At 67.4% G+C, this 22,353-nt stretch carries 21 protein-coding genes; 5 read left to right on the top strand and 16 right to left on the bottom strand.

Going from position 1 to position 22,353, the window contains the following annotated elements; all coding sequences use genetic code 11:
• Positions 1–49 precede the first annotated feature (49 nt).
• Positions 50–1,318, top strand: coding sequence for an alpha/beta hydrolase (locus WKF39_RS01810; RefSeq protein ID WP_340385294.1), 1,269 nt, complete (start codon positions 50–52; stop codon positions 1,316–1,318).
• 5 nt (positions 1,319–1,323) lie between these two features.
• Positions 1,324–1,698 carry a VOC family protein gene (locus WKF39_RS01805; protein WP_340385293.1) on the top strand — a complete coding sequence of 125 codons (375 nt, stop codon included), beginning with the start codon at positions 1,324–1,326 and terminating at the stop codon, positions 1,696–1,698.
• Between the two features lie 2 nt (positions 1,699–1,700).
• On the opposite strand, the gene WKF39_RS01800 is transcribed toward WKF39_RS01805, so the two are convergent.
• On the bottom strand, positions 1,701–3,878 hold the full coding sequence (locus WKF39_RS01800; RefSeq protein WP_340385292.1) for an acyl-CoA dehydrogenase family protein: 2,178 nt from the start codon (positions 3,876–3,878) through the stop codon (positions 1,701–1,703).
• A 108-nt stretch (positions 3,879–3,986) separates the two neighbouring features.
• On the opposite strand from WKF39_RS01800, the gene WKF39_RS01795 reads away from it, so the two are divergent.
• Positions 3,987–4,583 carry a TetR family transcriptional regulator gene (locus WKF39_RS01795; RefSeq protein WP_340385290.1) on the top strand — a complete coding sequence of 199 codons (597 nt, stop codon included), beginning with the start codon at positions 3,987–3,989 and terminating at the stop codon, positions 4,581–4,583.
• Positions 4,584–4,614: 31 nt separating this feature from the next.
• On the opposite strand, the gene WKF39_RS01790 is transcribed toward WKF39_RS01795, so the two are convergent.
• The 10 genes from WKF39_RS01790 to WKF39_RS01745 form a co-directional block, all read right to left on the bottom strand.
• Complete coding sequence (locus tag WKF39_RS01790; protein ID WP_340385288.1) at positions 4,615–5,070, bottom strand: YiiD C-terminal domain-containing protein; 456 nt, start codon at positions 5,068–5,070, stop codon at positions 4,615–4,617.
• Positions 5,067–6,284, bottom strand: a complete 1,218-nt coding sequence (locus WKF39_RS01785) for an acyl-CoA dehydrogenase family protein (RefSeq protein WP_340385286.1) — start codon at positions 6,282–6,284, stop codon at positions 5,067–5,069. The genes WKF39_RS01790 and WKF39_RS01785 overlap by 4 nt, the downstream gene beginning before the upstream one ends.
• Before the next feature lie 7 nt (positions 6,285–6,291).
• Positions 6,292–7,170: an SDR family oxidoreductase gene (locus WKF39_RS01780; protein WP_340385284.1), complete on the bottom strand. Its 879-nt coding sequence runs from the start codon at positions 7,168–7,170 to the stop codon at positions 6,292–6,294.
• Positions 7,171–7,224: 54 nt separating this feature from the next.
• A complete protein-coding gene (locus WKF39_RS01775; protein ID WP_340385282.1) occupies positions 7,225–8,094 on the bottom strand; it encodes a MaoC/PaaZ C-terminal domain-containing protein in 870 nt (289 codons plus the stop codon).
• A 4-nt stretch (positions 8,095–8,098) separates the two neighbouring features.
• Entirely contained in the window at positions 8,099–8,530 is a 432-nt protein-coding gene (locus WKF39_RS01770) for an SRPBCC family protein (RefSeq protein ID WP_340385280.1), read from the bottom strand.
• A 17-nt stretch (positions 8,531–8,547) separates the two neighbouring features.
• Positions 8,548–9,753 carry a lipid-transfer protein gene (locus tag WKF39_RS01765; RefSeq protein ID WP_340385278.1) on the bottom strand — a complete coding sequence of 402 codons (1,206 nt, stop codon included), beginning with the start codon at positions 9,751–9,753 and terminating at the stop codon, positions 8,548–8,550.
• 83 nt (positions 9,754–9,836) lie between these two features.
• Positions 9,837–10,442: a TetR/AcrR family transcriptional regulator gene (locus tag WKF39_RS01760; RefSeq protein WP_340385276.1), complete on the bottom strand. Its 606-nt coding sequence runs from the start codon at positions 10,440–10,442 to the stop codon at positions 9,837–9,839.
• A gap of 56 nt (positions 10,443–10,498) precedes the next feature.
• On the bottom strand, positions 10,499–11,566 hold the full coding sequence (locus WKF39_RS01755) for a diacylglycerol kinase (protein WP_340385275.1): 1,068 nt from the start codon (positions 11,564–11,566) through the stop codon (positions 10,499–10,501).
• A complete protein-coding gene (locus WKF39_RS01750; protein ID WP_340385273.1) occupies positions 11,563–12,363 on the bottom strand; it encodes an SDR family oxidoreductase in 801 nt (266 codons plus the stop codon). Before WKF39_RS01750 ends, WKF39_RS01755 begins: the two co-directional genes overlap by 4 nt.
• Before the next feature lie 49 nt (positions 12,364–12,412).
• Complete coding sequence (locus WKF39_RS01745) at positions 12,413–13,291, bottom strand: TIGR03619 family F420-dependent LLM class oxidoreductase (RefSeq protein ID WP_340385271.1); 879 nt, start codon at positions 13,289–13,291, stop codon at positions 12,413–12,415.
• Between the two features lie 46 nt (positions 13,292–13,337).
• On the opposite strand from WKF39_RS01745, the gene WKF39_RS01740 reads away from it, so the two are divergent.
• Together WKF39_RS01740 and WKF39_RS01735 are read left to right on the top strand one after the other, a co-directional pair.
• Positions 13,338–13,763 carry a nuclear transport factor 2 family protein gene (locus tag WKF39_RS01740; RefSeq protein ID WP_340385269.1) on the top strand — a complete coding sequence of 142 codons (426 nt, stop codon included), beginning with the start codon at positions 13,338–13,340 and terminating at the stop codon, positions 13,761–13,763.
• Between the two features lie 41 nt (positions 13,764–13,804).
• The gene (locus WKF39_RS01735; protein WP_340385267.1) at positions 13,805–14,647 is read left to right on the top strand and encodes an acyl-CoA thioesterase domain-containing protein; all 843 of its coding nucleotides are present in this window, start codon (positions 13,805–13,807) and stop codon (positions 14,645–14,647) included.
• A gap of 120 nt (positions 14,648–14,767) precedes the next feature.
• Here WKF39_RS01735 and WKF39_RS01730 read toward each other — a convergent pair whose 3' ends face one another.
• The 5 genes from WKF39_RS01730 to acnA form a co-directional block, all read right to left on the bottom strand.
• Entirely contained in the window at positions 14,768–15,991 is a 1,224-nt protein-coding gene (locus tag WKF39_RS01730) for an ROK family transcriptional regulator (RefSeq protein ID WP_340385265.1), read from the bottom strand.
• A 2-nt stretch (positions 15,992–15,993) separates the two neighbouring features.
• Positions 15,994–17,256 (bottom strand): ABC transporter permease, encoded by a 1,263-nt coding sequence (locus tag WKF39_RS01725; RefSeq protein ID WP_340385264.1) that lies wholly within the window; start codon positions 17,254–17,256, stop codon positions 15,994–15,996.
• Positions 17,257–17,264: 8 nt separating this feature from the next.
• On the bottom strand, positions 17,265–18,044 hold the full coding sequence (locus WKF39_RS01720) for an ATP-binding cassette domain-containing protein (RefSeq protein ID WP_340385262.1): 780 nt from the start codon (positions 18,042–18,044) through the stop codon (positions 17,265–17,267).
• 96 nt (positions 18,045–18,140) lie between these two features.
• Entirely contained in the window at positions 18,141–19,223 is a 1,083-nt protein-coding gene (locus WKF39_RS01715; RefSeq protein ID WP_340385260.1) for a substrate-binding domain-containing protein, read from the bottom strand.
• 212 nt (positions 19,224–19,435) lie between these two features.
• On the bottom strand, positions 19,436–22,240 hold the full coding sequence (gene acnA, locus WKF39_RS01710; protein ID WP_340385608.1) for an aconitate hydratase AcnA: 2,805 nt from the start codon (positions 22,238–22,240) through the stop codon (positions 19,436–19,438).
• Between the last annotated feature and the right edge of the window lie 113 nt (positions 22,241–22,353).

Raw genomic sequence — 22,353 nt, 5'->3', positions numbered from 1 at the left:
ATCCTAGTCCCACTAGAACAAGTTCTACCCCCGGTTCCGAGGAGCATCTATGTCATCCGGGTACGCCCGTCGCCAGCTCACCCTCGCCGCGCTGGCCCTCAACGCCGTGCGACCGACGGCCCGAGGCTGGTCCGGCATTCCGAGCTTCGCGCTCGGCTGGCCGGTCAGCGAGCTGGCTCCCCACCTGCTGGTCGCGGCCGCAGGCGACACTGCTGCCGAGCTGACCATGCGACGACGCTCGAGCAAGCCGTCTACAACGGGGCTGCTCGCGGCCGCCGCGGCCGCCGGGCTCCTGGCCTGGACCATCGCCGGTGCGCGGCGCGTCGGCGCAGAGCTCGACGAAGCGCTCCGCCAGAGCATCGGCGAGGGCTATCTGGACGACCTCGACCTCCCCGGTCCGGTCGACCTTCGCCTGCCGAGGGGATCTGTGGTCCGGCCGTTCAGGCTGCGCCAGCGCGACGTCGAGGTCCTCCGCGACGTCCCCTATACCGAGGGCGGACGCCGGGCCCACCTCGACATCTATCGTCCCCGCGACCGCGACCTGCGCGGCGCGCCGGTGCTGATCCAGATCCACGGTGGCGGCTGGACCATCGGCACCAAGGAGCAGCAGGGGCTCATCCTGATGAACCGGATGGCCCAGCAGGGTTGGATCTGCATCGCCGCCAACTACCGACTCGCGCCGAAGCACCGCTTCCCCACCCAGATCGTCGACGTCAAGCGAGCCATCGCCTGGGTCCACGAGAACATCGAGCAGTACGGCGGTGACCCCTCATACATCGCGATCACGGGCGGATCAGCGGGCGGGCATCTGTCGGCCCTTGCGGCTCTGACCCCGGGGCTCGCGGACTATCAGCCCGGCTTCGAGACCGCCGACACCTCGATCTCCGCGTGCGTCCCGTTCTACGGCATCTATGACCTCGCCGGCATGACAAAGGACCAGGCAGCCGTTGACCTGAGGGACCGGTTCCTCGGTCCTTGGGTGTTCAAGAAGGATCCGCGGACCGACCTCGACGACTTCGTCCGCGCGTCGCCGCTGGCTCAGGTGGGCGAGCACGCTCCCGACTTCTTCGTGATCCATGGCCGCAACGACACGCTGGCTCCCGTGCACCAGGCGCGAGCCCTCGTGGCTGCCCTCCAGGAGCGGTCGGACGCGACGGTGACCTACGCCGAGCTGGCCGGTGCACAGCACGCGTTCGACGTGTTCTCATCGATCCGCAGCCAGCACACGATCGCGGCCGTGCAGCGGTGGCTGCAGTGGCACCGGGCGACGAGTCAGCGATCGGCTCGTGACGTTGCGGGCCGTCACTCGCGATACTGAGCACCATGCCCCTGCGTCTGCACCACGTCGTCATCGACGCCCATGACCTGCCCGCTCTCGCCCAGTTCTGGTCCGAGGCGCTCGGCTGGCCCGTGCTCTCCAGCCGGGAGCGTGAGGTCGTCCTCGGTCCGAGCGCCGACGCGCCAGTCGGCCTGTGCTTCATGCCGGCCGGCGAGACCCCCAAGACCGTTAAGAACCGTGTGCATCTCGACCTGACCACGACAGATGGCGACCGCGACCCAGAGATCGAGCGGCTGATCGGCCTCGGCGCCCGGCGAGTCGACGTGGGTCAGGGCGATGACGTGTCGTGGGACGTGCTCGCCGACCCCGAGGGCAACGAGTTCTGCGTCGTACGACCCAAGACCACCCTGGTGAGCTGACCTCAGCTGCGGGGCAACCCGAGGATGCGTTCGGCCACCACGTTGCGCAGGATCTGGGTGGTCCCGCCGGCGATCGACAGGCAACGGGTCAGCAGCATCTCGTGCACGTCAGCCGCGACCTCGTCACCCGCCCCGAGCAGAGCCGCGGGCCCGAGAAGGTCGACCACGAGCTCGGACGCCTCCTGACGGTTGCGGACGCCGAGCAGCTTCGCGACGCTCGACTCCGCGCCGGGGGCGTGCCCAGCCAGCGAGCGAAGCGTCGACCGCACGCCGAGCAGCTGGCAGACCGTCGCCAGCGCAACCTGACGACCGACCCGTGACGCATCGGTCGGCGAGTCGGACCCAGCGAGCAGCTCGACCGCTCGTTCGGTGCTCATGCCCAGCTTGGTCCCTGCCATCGCGACGCGCTCGTTCGCCAACGTGGTGCGGGCGAGCTTCCACCCGTTGTCCACCTCGCCCACGACGCACTCGTCGGGGACGAACACCTCGTCGAGGAAGACCTCGTTGAACATCGCGTCGCCGGTCAGCTCGCGCAGCGGACGCGTGTCGATCCCAGACGACGACATGTCGACCAAGAAGTAGGTCAGCCCCCGGTGCCGCGCGGCGTCCTTGTCGGTGCGGGCGAGGCAGATGGCCCAGTCAGCCTCACGCGCCCGCGACGTCCATACCTTCTGGCCGGTCAGCTGCCAGCCGCCGTCCGTACGTACGGCGCGAGTGCTGAGCGACGCGAGGTCGGAGCCCGCACCCGGCTCGCTGAACAGCTGGCACCAGAGGAGGTCGCCGAGCAGCGTCGGAAGGACGAATCGTTCGGCCTGCTGGGCTGTCCCATGCTGGATGATCGTCGGCACCGCCCAGGCCCCGATGGCCAGGTCGGGGCGGCCGAGCCCGGCGCGGGCCAGCTCTTCGTCGACGACCAGCTGCTCCACCGGGCCGGCCTCGAGACCGTAGGGCCGGGGCCAGTGCGGTGTCAGAAGTCCGGCCTGGGCGAGCGCGGCCCGTTGCTCACCCGCAGGCCTGCCGGCGATTTCCTCCATCCGCTCACGCATCACCTCGCGGATCTGCGCGTCCGCACCGCCGAAGTCGATCTTGGGCGTGCGCCGCTGTCCGTTGCCGGCACGACGGGCCAGCCTCACCGCTGACCGCTCGGCCCCCCCGGTCATCGCGGCCACCGCGGTGCGCAGCGCAATAGCGCGGCGGAGATAGAGGTGCGCTTCGTGCTCGAACGTGAAGCCGATGCCGCCAAGCACCTGGATGCAGTCCTGCGCGACAGACACGGCACCGTCGAGGGCCACGATCGCGGCGACATCGGCGGCATACTCCGTCTCCCCCGCCGGTATGTCCGGCCGATCAACGGCACCGACGTCCCAGGCAACCGCCGCGACCGACTCCGTGGTCTCCAACATCTCCGCGCAGAGGTGCTTGACCGCTTGGAACGAGCCGATCGGCGCGCCGAACTGCTCGCGCACCTTGGCATAGGCCACCGCGGTGTCGAGGCACCACTGCGCCACGCCTGCCGCCTCGGCCGCCGCCAGCGCGACGAGGACGTGGCGCACATCGTCGTCGCCCACGCCCGGCAGGAGCACGACCTGCTCGCTGGTCGCAGCCACGGAGACCCGACCTCCGCGCCGAGACAGGTCGAGACCGACCTCGGGCTCGGCCGTCCAGCCGTCCGACGCGATCAGTGCCCACGAGCCGCCGCGTGTCGACGCGAGCAACCAACCGGCGTCGACGACATCGATCGCGACGTCGAGGTCGCCGCGCGCTCCGGTGTCGTCGAGCGTGATCGCTCCCCCAAGCGCCAACGCTGCGCTGGCGCCGCCGGCGAGACCCGCGAGCACGTCGTCCCAGCTCCTCGTGCCGGTGCTCCCTGCGTCTTCGGCTTTCCGCGCGACTGCCTGCCCGACCACCCGGCCCACGAGGCTCGTCCCCAACAGCGGCCCTGGAACCATGGCCTGTGCTGCCGATTCCAGCGCCACCATCTGGTCGAGCAGATCGCCGTCGCCACCGCCGTGCTGCTCGCCGAACCCGACGACGGCCACGCCCATGTCGACGACTGACTGCCAGGTCTTTGCGAAGGATGCACCGGCATCGTTCTCGGCCGCTCGCACCGCGGCGGTCCCGCCGAGGCCAGCGGCCCAGGCCCGTAGGATGGATCCAAGTTCGAGGTGATCGTGCGTCACACCTATCGACACAGGGGTGCCTCCAAATCTAGAACGTGTTTCAATATCATAGTCACGGTAGACGTGGCTATCCTCAGCCAGCAGACCGTGGACAGGAGACGATGACGGATGACGAGCGCCACCGAGACCACTCCCGGGTCCAACGCCCAGCGCGAGCGACGTCGCCGCATCCTCGATGCCACGATCGCCCTCGCTGACGAAGGCGGCTTCGACGCGGTGCAGATGCGCGCGGTCGCCGACGACGCCGATGTCGCGCTCGGCACGCTCTACCGCTACTTCCCGTCGAAGATCCACCTCCTGGTCACGGCCCTCGGGCGTCAGTTCGACCGCGCCGAGCAGCAGTCGCGCAGCCGCCAGGTGCCCGGTGACACACCGCACGAACGCGTCATGCATGTGCTCGGGGTGACCACCACGGCTCTGCAGAAGCAACCCAAGCTGACCGAGGCGCTCACCCGGGCCTTCATGTTCGCTGACGCCTCGGTCGCCGACGAGATCCATGACGTGGGGATGAAGCTGACCGCCATGCTCACGCATGCGATCGACGGCACCGACCAGACCCGGGAGCCCACCGAGGAGGACGAGGCCATCGTCCGCGTGATCGGCGACGTATGGCTGTCGGCACTCATGGGCTGGGTGACCGGCCGCACCTCTGCAGCCGACGTCACCCGCTCGATGGATGTCGCGGTCCGGCTGTTGCTGCGCTAGACATCTGGCAGCCAAGCCGGCAGCGAGCGGCTCAGCCGATCCTGCGCAGCTGGTATGTCCCTGTCGTGGTGGCGACCAGCGTTCCCTCGGCGTCATGCACCTCGGCCACCAGCTCGAACTCCGCCTTGCCGGCCTCGCTGGCCTGGGCCGTGAGCCGATCGACCGTCTCGTCGTCCATCGCCACCGTGGCGCGCACCGCGCTCCGGGCCGGGCGCAGGAAGCTGATCGTCAAGCCCTTGACCACCGGTGCGAACGCAGACGTGTCGAAGGTCGAGATGGCCAACGCGCCGCCGAGCAGCTCGGCCACCGTGAACAGCACGCCCGCATACATCGTGCCCAGATGATTGCCATTGCCCTCGATCGGTGCCTCGGCCGCCGCGTGACCGGGTCCCAGCTCGACGAAGCGGATGCCCATCCCGTGGGCAACAGGGATGGTCATCTCGAGGCCGCCGTTGGCCAGGTCCAGCAGCTCGGCCCCCTCGCTCATGCCAACACCCCCTTGGCGACGTGGGTGAGCTGCACCTCGTTGCTGCCGGCGTAGATCATCAGGGACTTGGCGTCACGGGCCAGCTGTTCGACGGGATATTCCGACATGTAGCCGTTGCCGCCGAAGAGCTGGATCGCATCCATGGCGACGTCGGTTGCGGCCTGGGAGCTGTAGACCTTCATCGCCGAGGCCTCTGCCAGGGTCGGTTGCTTGCCGTCCTTGGCCATCTCGAGGGTGCGGAACACCATGTTCTGCACGTTGACACGGGCGATCTCCATCTTCGCGAGCTTGAGCTGGATCAGCTGGTAGTCCGCGATCGGGTGACCGAACTGCACGCGTTCCTTAGCATAGGTCGTCGAGACCTCCAGGCACTCCTCGATGATGCCCAGACTCATCGCAGCGATGCCCGTGCGCTCGGCGACGAAGCCGGTCTTGGCGCTGTCGCGCCCGTCGCCTCCCTCGTGCTCCTCCGTCTCGCCCAGGAGTCGGTCACGCTCGAGGCGTACGTCGTCGAAGAAGAGCTCACCCGTCGGCGAGGAGTGAAAGCCCATCTTGCGGAACGGCTTGCCCTGGGTGAATACCGTCATGCCGGTATCGAGCACGAAGGTCAGGATCTTGCGATCGGCCGGGGCCGATCGTCCGTCGTCAAGCTTGGCGTAGACGACGGTCGTGTCGGCATACGGCCCGTTGGTGATGAAGGTCTTCTGGCCGTTGAGCACATAGCCGTCACCGTCACGCTTGACGTAGGTCTTCATCGCGCCGAATGCGTCCGACCCGGATCCGGGCTCGGTCAGTGCCCACGCCCCGACCTTCTCGAACGTCGCGAGCGCGGGCAGCCACCGCTCCTTCTGGGCCAGGGTCCCGCGCGCCACGATGGTCGAGGCCGTCAGACCGAGGCTGACCCCGAAGCACCCAACCAGACCCGGAGAGACCCGGCACAGCTCCTTGATCAGGATGACCCCCATCCCGCCCTGGTCGCCGCCGGTAAGCGAGCCCGACTGACCGCTCCCACCGTCGCGCTCCTTGGCGAGCATCTTCTCGACCGCGTCTGCGCCCATGGCGTCGATGCCGAAGGTCTTCCACAGCAGGCGGAGCACGTCGTACGGCGGGGTGTCCCCGAACTCCAGCTCCTCGCGGCGCGGCCGGATCTCGGTGTCGACGAACTGGCGGACAGCTTCCTGGACAGCCAGGTCAGTCTCGCTCCACTCATACATGACGCGCCTACTTCCAGTCGGCCGTGAGGTCGCAGATGGTGTCGATCGACCACGGTCCGTCGTGCGATATGGACCGTCCGACAGACCAGTTCTGCAGCTCCTGGATGCTACCGCCCTGCACGGCGAACACCTTGCCGGTCAAGGGGCACTTCTCGGTGCCGAGGTAGGCCACCAGCGGCGAGATCTGATCAGGCGCCAACGCGTCGAACTCACCCTCGGCGACCGGCGCCGCGAAGATCGCCCCCATGCCCGGCGTGTTGAGGGTGAGCCTGGTGCGGGCGATCGGGGCGATCGCGTTGACACGCACCCCGTAGCGTTCGAGCTCGTCCGCGGCCACCAAGGTGAGGGCTGCGATCGCTGACTTGGCCGCACCGTAGTTGGACTGGCCGGCGTTGGGCATGATCGTGCCCGACGGGGAGGCTGTGTTGATGATCGAGGCGGCGACCTGATCACCGGCCTTCGACCTGGCCTTCCAGTACGCCGCCGCGTGCCGCATCACCGCGAAATGACCCTTCAGGTGCACCTCGATCACCAGGTCCCACTCCTGCTCGGACAACGTCGCGATGAACCCGTCCCGCAGGATCCCGGCGTTGTTGACCACGATGTCGAGGCTGCCGAAGGTCTCGACTGCCTGGTCGATCACGGTCTTCGCGCCGTCCCACGTGGCGATGTTGTCGGTGTTGGCGACGGCATCCCCGCCGGCAGCGAGGATCTCGTCGACGACCTCCTGCGCGGGCCCGGCGTCAGCACCGGCCCCATCGGCGCTGCCACCGAGGTCGTTGACGACGACTCGCGCGCCCTCGCTCGCGAACAGCAGCGCGTGCTCGCGGCCGATGCCGCGTCCGGCGCCTGTGATGACGGCTATGCGCCCGTCGAGTGCTCCCATGATCAGGTTCTCCAGTCTTGTCGGGTGTGTCGGTGGTTGTCGTGCGCCAGCTGCTCAGTCGGCGACGACAGCCAGCCCGTCCTTGATGACGACGACGCCGTCGACGGTGCTCTCGAACGCGTACGTCGTGAGGCCGTCTGCCGCGCGCGACTTCCAGATGGTGGTGGTGACGTCCTGCCCGGGGAGGACCGGCTTGGCGAAACGTACGGCCAGGCGCTTGAGCCGCGAGGAGTCTCCGCCGGCCACCTCACGGACGACGGCCCACGAGGTGAATGCCTGGGTGCACAGGCCATGATTGATGATCCCGGGAAGCCCGGCCGCCAACGCCGCCTCCTCATCGAGGTGGATGGGCATCGGGTCGCCGGAGGCCGGCGAGTAGCGGAAGGTCTGGTCGCCGTCGACGTGCGCGGTGACCGTGGCGACCGGCTCCTGCTCCCGCAGCGCCTCGTCGAACGTGTGTGGCGGGGCCAGCTCGCCGACGCTCTCACCCACATCGATGCCGCGGAAGAACGCCGTCATGTACTGCTCGTTGACGATCTGATCCTCGGCGTCGCGGGTCTCGAGAACGAACGCCAGCGTCGTCCCGTTGGCGGCGCCGGAGTATCCAAGGGGTTTGACCCGTGAGGTGAGTGTGTCGCCGGGTCTGATCGGGCGACGCAGGTGGAAGTCCTGCTTGCCATGGACGACCCTCATCGCGACCTCGGGCGGAGCGACGGTGAACGCGGCACCGATCATTCCCATGAACACCGGCACGATGGCGAAAACCGGCGAGGCGACATCGCCGGCCAGGTGCGCCTCGATGGGATCGTTGGTCGCGGCGGCATACTCCGCGATCCGCTCGCGGGTGACCTCGAACGTCTCGGGGTCGCTCCACCTGCCTATCGCCTCGGAGACGAACCGGACCCCGCTTGCCTGGTCGGTCATCAGCTCAGCCCAGGAGCTCGGCGAGAGTGGCCAGCGACGTCTCGAGGTCGGCGAGGCCGGCCTTCTCGACTGCCGCGCCGATCGCACCGACCAGCATCTGGCCCTCGAACGACGTCTTGAGATCGAGGGTCGAGCTGTCACCGTGGTCCGTCACGGCGGCCGTCATGGCGATCTTGACTCCCGCCATGCCCGTGCCGGCCAGCGTCACCGACTCGCCGGGTGAATACTCCTCGACCGTCCAGGTGATCGTGTTGGGCATGCCCATCACGCTGACGACCTCGACGATCGTGTCACCCTGCTTGATCTCGGCCGGCACATCGCCCTTCCACTTCTGGTGCATGCTCAGCCAGTCGCCGAAGCGATTGGGGTCACCGGTGACGGCCCAGAGCTTCTCGGCAGAGACGGGGAAGGTGGCGGACTTCTCGATGGTTCCCATGGTGGTCCTCTCGATGACTAACGCTGGGCGGGACGGTAGGCGGTGACGACGGCAGCGCCGCCGAGACCGATGTTGTGCTGCAGGGCCACGCTCGCGCCGTCGACCTGACGCTTGTCCGCGGTGCCGCGGAGCTGCCAGGTGAGCTCGGAGCACTGGGCCAGGCCGGTGGCGCCGAGTGGATGGCCCTTGGAGATCAGGCCACCGGACGGGTTGACCACCCATCGGCCGCCGTAGGTCGTGTCGTTGTTGTCCACGAGCTTGCCCCCCTCTCCTTCTGCGCAGAGGCTGAGCGCCTCGTAGGTCAGCAGCTCGTTGGTCGCGAAGCAGTCGTGCAGCTCGATCACGTCGACGTCATCGGCGCTGATCTGGGCCTGCTCGTAGACAAGATCAGCAGCCCTCCTGCTCATGTCGGCGCCGACCAGGGTGATGGCGGATCCGGACTCCAGGGTGCCGGGCAGGTCGGTGACCATCGCCTGCCCGACGATCTCGACGGCCTGGTCGGCGAGGTCGTGCTCCTCGACGAAGCGCTCGCTCGCCAGGATCGCGGCGGCCGAGCCGTCTGACGTCGGCGAGCACATCAGCTTGGTGAGCGGCTCATAGATCGATTGCGCGTCCTGGATCTCCTCGAGGCTGTATTCGCGCTGGAACTGGGCGTAGGGGTTGTTGACCGAGTGACGGTGGTTCTTGTGGCCGATCTTGGCGAAGTGCTCGGCGGTGGTGCCGTACTTGTCCATGTGCTCACGACCTGCCGCGCCAAACATGTAGGGCGCCGGCGGCATCGCGAACTCCCAAATCTCCGCGAGGGCGAGCATGTGTCGCATCATCGGCTGCTCGCGGTCCTCCCAGCTCGACGAGAGCGAGCCGGGCTGCATCTTCTCGAAGCCCAGAGCCAAGGTGCAGTCGGCGAGGCCACCGCGGATCGCCTGGGCGGCCAGGTAGAGCGCAGTCGAGCCGGTCGAGCAGTTGTTGTTGACGTTGGTGATCGGGATGCCGGTCATGCCGAGCTCGTAGACGGCGCGCTGGCCGGCCGTGGACTCGCCATAGACGTAGCCGACGTGTGCCTGCTCGACGAGGTCGAACCCGATGCCGGCGTCCGCGAGCGCCTTGGTGCCCGACTCCTTGGCCATCTGGGGGTAGTCCCACCCGTCTTTGCGGCCGGGCTTCTCGAACTTCGTCATCCCCACCCCGACGACGAAGACCTTGTGATGCTTGGACTGCTGCATGGTGACGACCACTCCTCAACTGATGACGATCGTCATCACATTAGATCTGAGGACGGATGTCGTCAAGGGTTGGAGCTCAGCGATCAGGCGTCATCGGGCAGCGGCGCGATCAGGTCGACACAGAACTCGACCAACTCCTCGATGGTCACGTGCAGGTTGCCGAGCTGCATCGTGGCGAACAAGGTGGCAATCGCCCCGCCGACTGCGACCGCGCGCATGGCCCGTTCGGCACCCGTGCCGGGGCCGGGGAAGTTCTGCGCAAGCATGCGGGTCATCGTCGGCGCCCCGGTCATGCCCGCCGCGATCAGCGCCGACTCTGAGAGCGGTTCGCGCAGCAGCATCCGACCCTTGCGCGGGTCGTCGGACGTCAGCAGCACCAGTGCCATCAGTGATGCCCGCGCCTTGTCCCTCGGGGTGCCGCCGACCTCGTCGATGACGCGGCTTGCGGTCGCGTACATCTCAGCGGAGACCTCGTCGAAGACCGCGACCAGCAGTTCGTCGCGGCTCGCGAAGCTCTCGTAGAAGTAGCGATCTGTCAGGCCGGCGGCCCGGCAGACGGACCGCACGGACACCGCGCTGCTGCCACCCTCGCCGACGAGGTCGAGGGTCGCCTCGACGAGAGCGGCCCGGCGTTGCTCGCGTCGAACCTCGAGCGTGCTTCCGGCGTACGTGCGCTCACTGCGTGCCATGCCGCGCATCCTAACCGTGGCAGCAGCCCGTCAGCGTGCGCGAGACGAGGCGCAGGCTACGTGTTGACCAGGCCGCGACCCGTGACCAGCGGCAGGTCGAGCGTCGTGACCAGTCCGGCCTTCGCGCCGATGACGGCCGGGACCGAGTTGACCAGCCGCATCGCGGTGGCCTTGAGTCCAGCGGTGTTGTGATCGCCGTCGGTGCCGAGCAGCTGAAGGTCGAGCGTGTAGTTGGGCTCTCCCTTGATCTCGACCCGGTAGCAACCCAGCCCGGCCGGTTGCGGCCAGTCCGGACCGATGTCGTCGTGGACACGGGTCACGTGCTCCAGCACGACGACGACCTTGTCGCCGACCTTGCCGCGGACCTCGAAACGCAGACCCGCCACGGTGCCCTGCTCGATGGTCCCGCTGTCGATGTCGAATGTCTCGGTGGCCGGCAGTCGCTCATAGAACTCCTCGACGTCGTCGAGCTCGATGCCGAGCCCCGGGGCGCTCTGGTGCCGGACGCTCCCCCACGCCCTCGGGAGGGGCCCCGGCTCGGGCGGCCTCGGGACGTGGTCCATCGGCTTGCCGAACCCCATCACGTCGAACACGATCATCGCCTGGTTGTACGTGTTGTAGTTGAGCAGCTCCGTGCAGCGCACCTGGTCGATGCGCTCACTGATGCTGGTCAGCGACAGGGGCAGCCAGTCATTGGCGAAACCAGGATCGATGCCATTGACGTAGAGCGAGACGCCCCCGTCGAGCGCCGCCTGCTGAACGCCGTCGGCCATGCCGCGCGCTGCTCCGGACGGGAACTGGAGGAACACCGGACCGCTGGAGACGACGTTGATGCCGGCCCGGAGCAATCGCTCCAGGTCGGCCATCGCCTCGAACAGCCGATCATCTGCCATCGCGGTGTTGACGACGCAGTCCGGTTCAAGGGCGATGATCTCCTCGACGTCGTTGGTGGCGAGGACACCGAGGTCACGATCGAGGCGGGCAAGGCGACCTGCGTCCTGGCCCACCTTGTCCGGGTTGGACACCCACACACCGACCAGCTCGAGGTCGGGCCGGTTGTCGATGCCTGCGATGGCGTGCCGTCCGACGTTGCCCGTGCTCCATGCCACGACTCGACTGGTCATAGTTCTGCTCCCAGGTCAGGCAACCCCATGTCGAGGTTGGGTTGGTCGATGCCACCGTCGGCCTCCAGCACCTTGCCCGTGAGGTAGGCGCCAGCGGGGCTCGCGAGGAACAGGACGGTGGCCGCGATGTCTTCGGGTTCGCCGATGCGGCGAAGTGGGGTGTTGGACTCCATCTGTGCCGTCAGGCCCTCGTCGCCGGTGACGAGCTCGAGGGCCGAGGTCGCGACCGAGCCGACCGCGATCGCGTTGACCCGGACGCGAGGCGAGAGGTCACGGGCCGCGAGGCGGGTCCAGTGGGCGAGCGCGGCCTTGGCCGTGCCGTACGCCAGGTAGCCGCGGCCACTGACCCGGCCCATGACCGACGAGATGTTGACGACGGCGGCGCCCTCGTTGGCCAACAGGTGCGGGAGGGCAGCCCGGGTCAAGGCGTGTGCGGTCGAGACGTTGAAGTGGAAGGCGTCCTCGAGGGCCGCGACATTGGTCTTGACGAACTCCCGAGGCATCGCTCCCCCGACGTTGTTGACGATCACGTCGAGACGGCCGAGTGCGTCGACGGCGGTCTGCGCCACCGCGGCCACCTGATCGAGGTCGGACAGATCGGCGGAGACGACGACAGCCTTGCGTCCCATGCCCTCCACCTGCTCGGCAACCTCGCGCAGCTGCTCCTCCGTGCGGGCGGCCAGGACGACGTCTGCGCCTGCCTCGGCAAGTGCGAGGGCGCTGGCGGCCCCGATGCCACGGCCCGCTCCCGTGACGATCGCGACGCGACCGTCGAGTCGGAACTTCTCAAGAACCATGCCGGGACAGTAGCGCAGAACTGGAACACGTTCTAGTCTCGCTTGCGGGTCAGTCCGATGCTGTGGCGATGACGTCCGCGGCGAATCGCTCAAGATGCTCGATCTTCTTGCTCAGCGGCTCGGTGTCGGGTCCCTTGACGTACGGGACACGGAACCCGACGATCACATCGGTCACGCCACGATCCGCAAGGCGCTTGCAGCCGTCGACGCTGTAGGCGTCCATGGAGATGACGTGGACCTCGAACGGCTCGTCGTCGACACCTTCGGCCTTGCGGATCTCAGCGAGCCGATCGAGCAGTGCGTCGAGGTCCTCGTGGGGTCCGCCGCCATGCATCCAGCCGTCTCCGCGAGTCGCGGCCCGGCGCAGGGCTGCGTCCGAGTGCCCACCGACCAGGATCGGGATCGGCTGGGTGGGAGCGGGCGTCTGGGTGATCGGCTGGATGTCATAGAACTCGCCGTGGAACTCAAACTCATGGCCAGACGTCAGGCCGCGGAGGATGTCGATGCACTCGTCGAACCGCTTGCCGCGGCGAGCCCACGGGACGCCCATCACGGCGTAGTCCTCGGGCCACGGCGAAAGTCCCACACCGAGTCCCAACCGGTTGTCGGTGAGATAGGCGATCGAGGATGCCTGCTTCGCGACCAGCACGGGTGGCCGGATCGGCAGCTTCAGGACGAACGGAGTGAAACGGATCGTCGTGGTGACCGCGCCGAGCATCGCGCAGAGCGTCATGGTCTCGATGAACTCCTTGCCCTCGAGGAACTCGCGGTCACCGTCATCGGTGTAGGGATAGCTCGCATCCGAGTCGCTCGGGTAGATCAGCGAGTCCGCCACCGTCATCGAGTGGTAGCCGGCGGCCTCCGCGGCCTGCGCGAGCGGGGCGTAGAACTTCGAGTCGGTCATCGCCTCGGCATACGTGAATCGCATGGCCGCCATACTAGAACGTGTTTCAGTTTAGGGCTACGGTCGGATCATGCTGGATCTTCAGACCCTGTCCGACCGCATCGAGATCGATGACCTGATCACGTCCTACACCCGGGCCGTCGACACGCTGGACTGGCCGCGATACGACGCGGTCTTCACACCCGACGCGACGATCGACTACACCGCGAGCGGTGGGATCAAGGGGACCAGGGATGAGGTGCGCGACTGGCTTGCCCAGACCCTCCCGATGTTCTCGACGATGCAGCACTACGTGTGCCAGAAGGAGGTCACGCTCGACGGCGACCACGCCGACGTACGCGTCTACCTCATGAACCCGATGGCGATCGCGCAGCCCGATGGCGGCACCTGGCGCATGGAGGTCGGCGGCTACTACATGCACCGGCTCGTGCGTACGCCGGACGGCTGGCGCAGCCGCGAGCTCATCGAGGAGATGGCCTGGGAGCGCAAGGACTGACCGCCCGCCTCCCCCGCGCCGACGCCTGAAAGGCTGGGCCCATGTCCTTGGCCATGTTCACCCTCGAGAATGACCAGCTCATCCCCACCGAGTTCTCCCGCAGCATGTGGAGCCCGGACCAGATGCACGGCGTGGCCGTGAGTGGCGCGCTGGCACGCGCCCTTGAGGTACGCCTGGCCGAGGCTGGACGGGGCGACCTCCAGCCGTCCCGCTATACGGTCGATCTGTTCCAGCCCGCCAAGATGGTCCCCTCCACCGTCACGACCGAGGTCGTGAGAGAGAGCCGACGGCTGTGCCTGATCGACGCGTCTCTGATGCAGGACGGACATCGGGTCGCCCGGGCCAGCTGCATCTTCCTGTTGCCGACGGAGACACCGTCCGGGCTCGTCTGGACGCCGGACGAGCACCCGGAGCCCCCGCCGCTCGAAGTCGTACCGCCGAGCGACGAGCCACGCGTGCCGCACTTCACGAGCGAGGCCCCGTGGTCGCAGTCGTTCGGTGACCACCAGAACCGCGGGCGCAAGCAGACCTGGCAGGCCGGGCTGCAGGTCGTCGGCGGCGAGGTGGGGACCCCGTTCCAGTCGGTGGCGAGCATCGCCGACGCAACCAGCATGGTCGTGAACTGGGGGTCCGAGGGAGTGCAGTTCATCAACACCGACATCACCCTCGCCCTGGCGAGGCCGCCCGTTAGCCGTGAGATCGGCTTGTCGGCGACCGACAGGGTCGAGCACGACGGCATCTCGGTCGGCACGGTCGAGGTCTTCGATCGTGCCGGCCCTCTCGGCACGGCCATGGTCACGGCGATCGCCAACGCCGCCCGTCCCGTCGACTTCGAGAACGTGGAGTTCGATGACGACGGCGGCCGCCGGACCTCCGGCACCTAACCCCCCGGCGGTTTACCACGGTCCCTACGCAAGTGTCGTCCGCCCGCGGGAGATTGTCCTAGGGCGGACCACTGTTGCCTAGGGAAGACGAACGGTTTGCCTAGGGACCGTGGTAAACCGTCAACCGGCGAGGGCTGCGTCGACGTCGAAGCACGCCGACGCGAGGCAGCCGACCGGATCGGCCAAGAGTGCCTCAAAGGCCAGCTCGGCGGCGCCGTGCAGCACTGAGTCCCCGCCCAGGCCGGGCAACGTCACGAGCACCTGCTCACGCGTCGCGATCAGCGCGTGTATGGCGAGCTCGGCCTCGACTTCCTTCTGGACGAGCGGGAACAGCGAACGGAGATAGCCACCGAGCACCACGACCCGCGGATTCAGCAGGTTGACGGCACCGGCCAGCCCGCGACCCAGATGCCCGGCGACGATGCTCAGCTCGGGCGTCGACTCGTGGACACCCTCGAGGAACTCCCCCAGCGCCCCGATCCGCTCGGGGGGGCACCCAACTGCCAGCGCGATCGCCAGCGCCCCGATCTCGGTCTCCCAGCACCCGCGAGCACCGCAGTGGCACAGCTTGCCGTCCGGAACGAACGGCATGTGCCCGATCTCGCCGGCATAGCCACCGGCACCCTCGAGCTTGCGGCCGCCGACGATGACGCCGGCGCCGACACCGACCTCACCAGACAGATAGACCAGGTCCTCGACCCCGACGCCGGCACCCCGCAGGTGCTCGGACAGGGCACCGAGGTCGGCGTCGTTGCCCAAGACAGGCATCCCGACGGACCCGATGCTCTCCGCCAGGAGCTTGGCGAACGGTACGTCGTGCCAGCCCAGGTTGGGAGCCAGTCGCACGAGGCCGTCCTCGGCACGGATGATGCCCGGCACTCCGACGCCCACACCCACGAGCGCGGCGCCGGGCTCGACATCCTTGACGACGAGCCGCAACAGGTCGACGACGGACGCGGCGGTCGCCTCAGGATCGTGATCGGCCGGTATGGGGCCGGACGCGCGAGCCCGCACCACGCCGCCGATGCCGACCCGGGCCACCGTGAGCCCGTCGACTCGGAGGTCGACGGCCAGGACGTAGGCACCGGGACGCGCCTTGACGTCGACGGACGGGCGTCCCGCGCCGATCCGGATCCCCGTCGGCGCGGCCTGGTCGGCCAGCCCCAAGGACTCCAGCTCGGCCACCAGACCGGCGATCGTGCTGCGGTTGAGCCCCATCCGTGCCGTCAGCTCGGCCCGGCTGATACGCCCGGCCCGATGCACGTGGCTGAGAGCGGTCCCGAGATTGTGACGGCGGACGTCCTCCTGGTTCGTGCCCGCTCCCGACCGTCCCGTGGCTGCCATGTCTAAAGCCCTGTCGCGGAACGCCGCCTGCGCGAGATCGCGTCGACGCTCGCTGCCAGGAGCAGCACGCCTCCGGTCACGATGAAGTTGATGTACGACGCCTGGTCGAGCAGCCCGAGACCGTTGGCGATCGTCGCGATGACCAGACCGCCGATGACGGCATCACTGGCCTTGCCCTTGCCACCGAATAGGCTCGTGCCACCGATGACGGCCGCGCCGACCGCGTACAGCAGGGTGTTGCTGCCGCCCGACGAGGTCGAGACCTTGCCGAGGTTCGAGGCCGCGATCACGCCGCTGAGTGCTGCCATCGACGAGGCGATGACGAACACGGAGATCCGGATCCGATCGACGTTGATGCCGGCCCTGCGAGCCGCTTCCGGGTTGCCTCCGACGGCGTAGACGTGGCGGCCGTAGGCCGTACGGCTGAGGATGAAGGTCCAGAAGATCAGCAGGCCGGCGACGAGTGGCAGGACATACGGTATGCCTTCGATCACGAACCCGGGATTGGGGGCGCGGTTGATGTTCAGGACATAGGTCAGTCCCAGCAAGATCACGGCAAGCGCGATGATCTGGGCGACGACGACCGCCAACGGCTGGTGCTGCAGCCCCTTGGCGACCTTTGCCCGGTGGCTCCGAAGAGTCAGGAAGGCGAAGACGACGATCAGGACCACGGCGAAGATCCATCCCCACATGACGGGGACGTTGTTCTTGGTGATGCCCTTGACGACCTCCTGGTCGACGCGCACGGACCCGCCCTCGCCGATCAGCCTGAGGGTCAAACCCTGCAGGCCGAGGAAGAACGCGAGCGTCACGACGAACGACGGAATGCCGAGCTTGGCCACGAGCAGGCCGATGACCAGGCCGATGACGGCGCCGGTCACCAGGGCGGCGAGCACAGCGAGTCCCCAGGGAGCGCCACGATCGGCGATCAACAGGCCCATCACCGCGGCCGAGGCGCCGCCGGTCACACCCGCGGACAGATCGATGTCACCGAGCAGGAGGACCATGACCAGTCCCATTGCCAGGACCATGATGGCGCCGGCCTGCGTGATCAGGTTGGCCATGTTGAGAGCCGAGATGAAGCGGTCGTTGGCGAGACCGAACACGATGAACAGGACGATGAGTCCCAGGATCGCCGGGAGGGCACCCATGTCGCCGCCACGGACGCGGTTGACGTAGGCGTGAGCGGCCTCGCCCAGCGTGTTGGACTGGGTGCGGTCGTTGGCGAAGCCCGCCTCTTCCGCGTCAGTGATGATGTCAGTCATGTCAGTCCTCAGGCATTCGCAGACGGGGCCGCGGCGCCGTCCAGGTCGGAAGATGTACCGGTTGTGATGAGCTCGACGACCTGGCGCGACGTGACGTCCTTCGTGGCGACGTCGGCAGCCACGCGGCCGAGGTAGAGCGCCGTGACGCGGTCAGCGACCTCGAAGACGTCGGTCAGGTTGTGCGAGATCAGCAGGACGCCCACGCCGGAGTCCGCGAGGCGACGCACGAGGTCGAGCACCTGCCGCGTCTGGGCGACGCCGAGCGCCGCGGTGGGCTCGTCGAGGAGCACGACCCGGGAGTTCCAGAGCGCCGCCTTGGCGATAGCGACCGTCTGGCGCTGACCGCCCGACAGGCTCGAGACGCTCTGCCGCACCGACTTGACGGTGCGTACGGACAAGGAAGCAAGGACCTCCCGCGCCTTGGCCTCCATCGTGGTCTCGTCGAGGACAGGGCCGGTCTTGGCCTCACGCCCGAGGAACATGTTCTCGACGATGTCGAGGTTCTCGCACAGGGCGAGGTCCTGGTAGACGACCTCGATGCCGAGGGCAGCGGCGTCCTTGGGGCCGTGGACCGTGACGGGCTTGCCGTCGAAGAGGTATTCACCGCTGTCGAGGGGGTAGATGCCGGCGACGGCCTTGACCAGCGTCGACTTGCCGGCGCCGTTGTCGCCGACGAGGGCCGTGACCTGGCCGGGATAGATCGCGAGGTCGACGTCGTGGAGGACGTGGACGACGCCGAAGCTCTTGTTGACTCCGCGCAGCTCGAGGAGTGGGGACGTGTCGCTCATGGTGAGCCTTCCGAAGTGCGGGTTCCGAGAATGAGGGGTGCGGCGCAAAAAGCAGTGGGTGTGGCCCGCCGGGTTGCGACGGGCCACACCCCTGGATCAGCTGATACCTGCGTCAGCGCACAGCTTCGCGAAGTCGCCGGTGCACAGATCAGCGGCCTTCATGTCGCCCGCATCGATGACAGCCTTGACGTTCGACTTGTCGATCGCGACGGGGTCCAGCAGGATCGCCGGGACGTCACGCTTGCCCGTCTCATCCTCGACGGTGCCGGTCGTCTTCGGGTCCTCACCCTTGACCATCGCGATGGCCGTCTCGGCCAGCGCCCCAGCCTGACCGGTCGCCGACTTCTGGATCGTCATGCACTGGTCACCGGCGAGGATGTTCTGCAGGCCCTCGACCGTGGCGTCCTGACCCGTGACGGGGACCTTGCCGGCCTGACCGTTCTTGTCGAGGATCGAGATGACACCGCCCGCGAGGCCGTCGTTGGCGGCGTAGACGCCGTCAACCTTGCCGTCGACCTTGGTGTAGAGCTGCTCGAAGATCGTGACGGCCTGCTCGTTGTCCCAGTCCGGAACCGCCTGCTCGCCGACCTTCTTGTACGACGTCACCTCGTCGAGGACGCTGTGGGCTCCCTGTGAGAACAACGTCGCGTTGTTGTCTGTCGGCGAGCCGTTCAGATAGATGATGTTGGCATCCTTCTCGCCGAGACACTTGGCGAGGCCTTCACCCTGGAGGGCACCGACCTTGCTGTTGTCGTACGAGATGTAGACGTCAGCCGAGCCGCCGAGCGTCAGCCGGTCGTAGTCGATGGTCTTGACACCCTGGCTCTTGGCCTTGTCCTCGATCGCGGCACCCGAGTCGGAGTCGAGGTTGACGATCGCGAGGACGGTCACGCCATCGGTGATCATGCCGTCTGCGATGGTCTGCATCTTGTCGGCGTCACCCTCGGCGTTCTGGATGTCGTAGTCGACGCCGGCCTTCTTGAACGCGGCTTCGAGCGCGGGCTTGTCGGCGCTCTCCCAGCGGACCGAGGACTTGGTGTCGGGCAGGATGACGCCGATCTTGCCCTCAGCCTTGCCGCCGTCTCCACCACCGTCACCGTTGTCGCTACCGCCGCAGGCACTGAGCGCGAGGGTCGCACCCATGAGTGTTGCAAGTACGAGATTGCGTGTCCGCTTCACACAGACCGCCTCCTATTTCCTCCAGTAGTGCGCCGCGGCCGCATTGTTTCGTCCACGTGACGCGTTTGTTGTTTGAAACAACGTATAGCGTGATGGGGGTCACGTCCAGCGCTTCGGACAACAAATTGTCGTGTCGAGCCACATTTAGTTCCTCGCACAGACACGCCAAGGGCACCGCCTTGTGAGGCGGTGCCCTTGGGCGCGACTGCGATTCAGCCCAGCAGGCTCCGCAGGACGTACGGCATGATGCCGCCGTTGCGGTAGTAGTTGGCCTCACCCGGCGTGTCGATTCGGACCACTGCGTCGAACTCGACCGCCGAGCCACCTTCTGGAGTGGCCTGGACGTGGACGGTCTTGGGAATGCGACCGTCGTTGAGCTCGGTGATGCCAGTGAAGTCGAAGGTCTCCTCCCCCGTCAGCCCCAGCGACTCGGCGCTCTGACCTTCGGGATATTGCAGCGGGAGGACGCCCATGCCGATCAGGTTGGAGCGGTGGATGCGCTCATAGGACTCGGCGATGACAACCTTGACGCCCAGCAGGGCCGTGCCCTTGGCGGCCCAGTCACGGGACGATCCAGAGCCATACTCCTTGCCGGACAGGACGACCAACGGGACGCCGGCCTCCTGGTAGGCCTCGGACGCCTCGAAGACCGAGGTGACCTCACCGCCGTCGATGAGGTTGCGGGTATAGCCGCCCTCAGTGCCCGGTGCCATCTGGTTGCGCAGGCGGATGTTGGCGAACGTGCCACGGATCATGACCTCGTGATTGCCGCGACGCGAGCCGTAGGAGTTGAAGTCCCGCGGTCCCACTCCGTGCTCGGAGAGGTATGTCCCTGCGGGACTGTCCTTCTTGATCGCTCCGGCGGGGCTGATGTGGTCCGTGGTGACCGAGTCGCCGAGCTTGAGCAGCACGCGCGCGCCGCTGACCTCTTCGACCGGCGACGGCTCGAGCTCCATACCGTCGAAGTAGGGCGCCTTGCGGACGTAGGTCGATTCTGGGTCCCACTCGAAGACCGCACCGTCGGGGGTCGACAGGTTCTGCCACCGCTCGTCACCTGCAAAGACGTCGGCGTACTCCCTGGTGAACGTCGCTGAGTCGATCGACGACGCGATGACGTCCTCGACCTCCTTGGGGGTCGGCCAGATGTCCTTCATGTAGACGTCGTTGCCGTCGGTGTCCTGACCCAGCGGATCGTTGTAAAGATCGACGTCCATCGATCCGGCCAGGGCATACGCGATGACCAGCGGGGGCGACGCCAGGTAGTTCATCTTGATGTCGGGATTGATGCGGCCCTCGAAGTTGCGGTTGCCCGACAGCACCGCGGTGACCGCGAGGTCCCCGTCGTTGACGGCCTTGCTGACCTCGGGGATGAGCGGGCCGGAGTTGCCGATGCAGGTGGTGCACCCGTAGCCCACGAGGTTGAAGCCGAGCTTGTCGAGATAGGGCGTCAAGCCGGACTTCTCGTAGTAGTCCGTCACGACCTTCGAGCCGGGAGCCAGGGTCGTCTTGACCCATGGCTTGCGCTGCAGGCCCTTCTCGACGGCCTTCTTGGCCAGCAGAGCCGCACCGATCATGACCGAGGGGTTGGAGGTGTTGGTGCAGGAGGTGATCGCGGCGATCGTCACGGCGCCGTGGTCGAGCTCGAACTCGGTCCCGTCCTCGAGCGTGACCTTCTGCGGGTTGCTGGCACGTCCGGCACCCGAGGGCGCGGGCGCGTTCGGCTTGTCACCGTTCTTGCCTGTCTCGCTGCTGCTGGGGGCGTCCGAGGCGGGGAACGACTCGTCGACGGCCTCGTCGTAGCCGCCGAGGTCCTGCTCGGTGTAGTCGGCCAGAGCGGTGCGGAACGCGCCCTTGCTCTCGGTCAGCGACACCCGGTCCTGCGGGCGCTTGGGTCCGGCGATCGACGGGACGACGTCACCGAGGTCCAGCTCGAGGTATTCGGAGAAGCGTGGCTCCTGGTCCGCATCGTGCCACAGGCCCTGCGCCTTGGCGTATGCCTCGACGAGCGCGATCTGCTCGTCGCTGCGCCCCGTGAGCCTGAGGTACTTGGTGGTCTCGTCGTCGATCGGGAAGACCGCGATCGTCGAGCCGTACTCGGGACTCATGTTGCCGATCGTGGCCCGGTTGGCCAGCGGCACCGCGGCCACGCCGGGCCCGTAGAACTCGACGAACTTGCCGACCACCCCGTGCTTGCGAAGCTGTTCGGTGATCACGAGGACGAGGTCGGTCGCGGTTGCGCCCTCGGGCAGCTCACCGGAGAGCTTGAAGCCGACGACGCGCGGGATGAGCATGCTGATCGGCTGGCCGAGCATCGCTGCCTCGGCCTCGATGCCGCCCACACCCCAGCCGACGACGCCGAGGCCGTTGACCATCGTGGTGTGTGAATCCGTGCCGACACACGAGTCTGGATAGACCACGGTGGCCCCATCGGACTCGCGGGTGAACGCGACGCGGGCGAGGTGCTCGATGTTGACCTGGTGCACGATGCCGGTGCCCGGCGGGACGACCTTGAAGTCGTCGAACGCGCCCTGGCCCCAACGGAGGAACTGGTAGCGCTCGCGATTGCGCTCGTACTCGATCTCGACGTTGCGCTCGAACGCTTCCGGCGTGCCGAACACGTCGGCGATGACGGAGTGGTCGATGACCATCTCGGCCGGAGCCAACGGATTGATCTTGGTCGCGTCGCCGCCGAGGTCGGCCATCGCCTCGCGCATCGTGGCGAGGTCGACGACGCACGGCACACCGGTGAAGTCCTGCATGATCACGCGCGCAGGCGTGAACTGGATCTCCTTGCTCGGCTCGGCATCGGCGTCCCACCCAGCCAGCGCCTCGATGTCGGCCTTGGTGATGTCAGCGCCGTCCTCGGTGCGCAGCAGCGACTCCAGCAGGACCTTCAGGCTGAACGGCAGGGTCGACACGTCGAGGCCATCACCCGTCACCGCCTCGAGGCGGTAGTAGTCGTAGGTGGAATCCCCGACTGTGAGGGTGTCCTTCGATCCAAAGCTGTCGACGGCCATCGTCTTCTCCTTCGCGTCATCTTCCATCCTGCCCAGCGTCGCCGTACGACGCACGGTCAGGTAGTCCTAACCCGGACTGCCATATCTCTTGACATCAAGATACATGATGTCGA

The organism is Aeromicrobium sp. (genome assembly GCF_037719875.1).
GTDB lineage: Bacteria > Actinomycetota > Actinomycetes > Propionibacteriales > Nocardioidaceae > Aeromicrobium.
The sequence above is the reverse complement of the archived record's forward strand: the minus strand, read 5'-3'. Positions and strand labels throughout refer to the sequence as shown.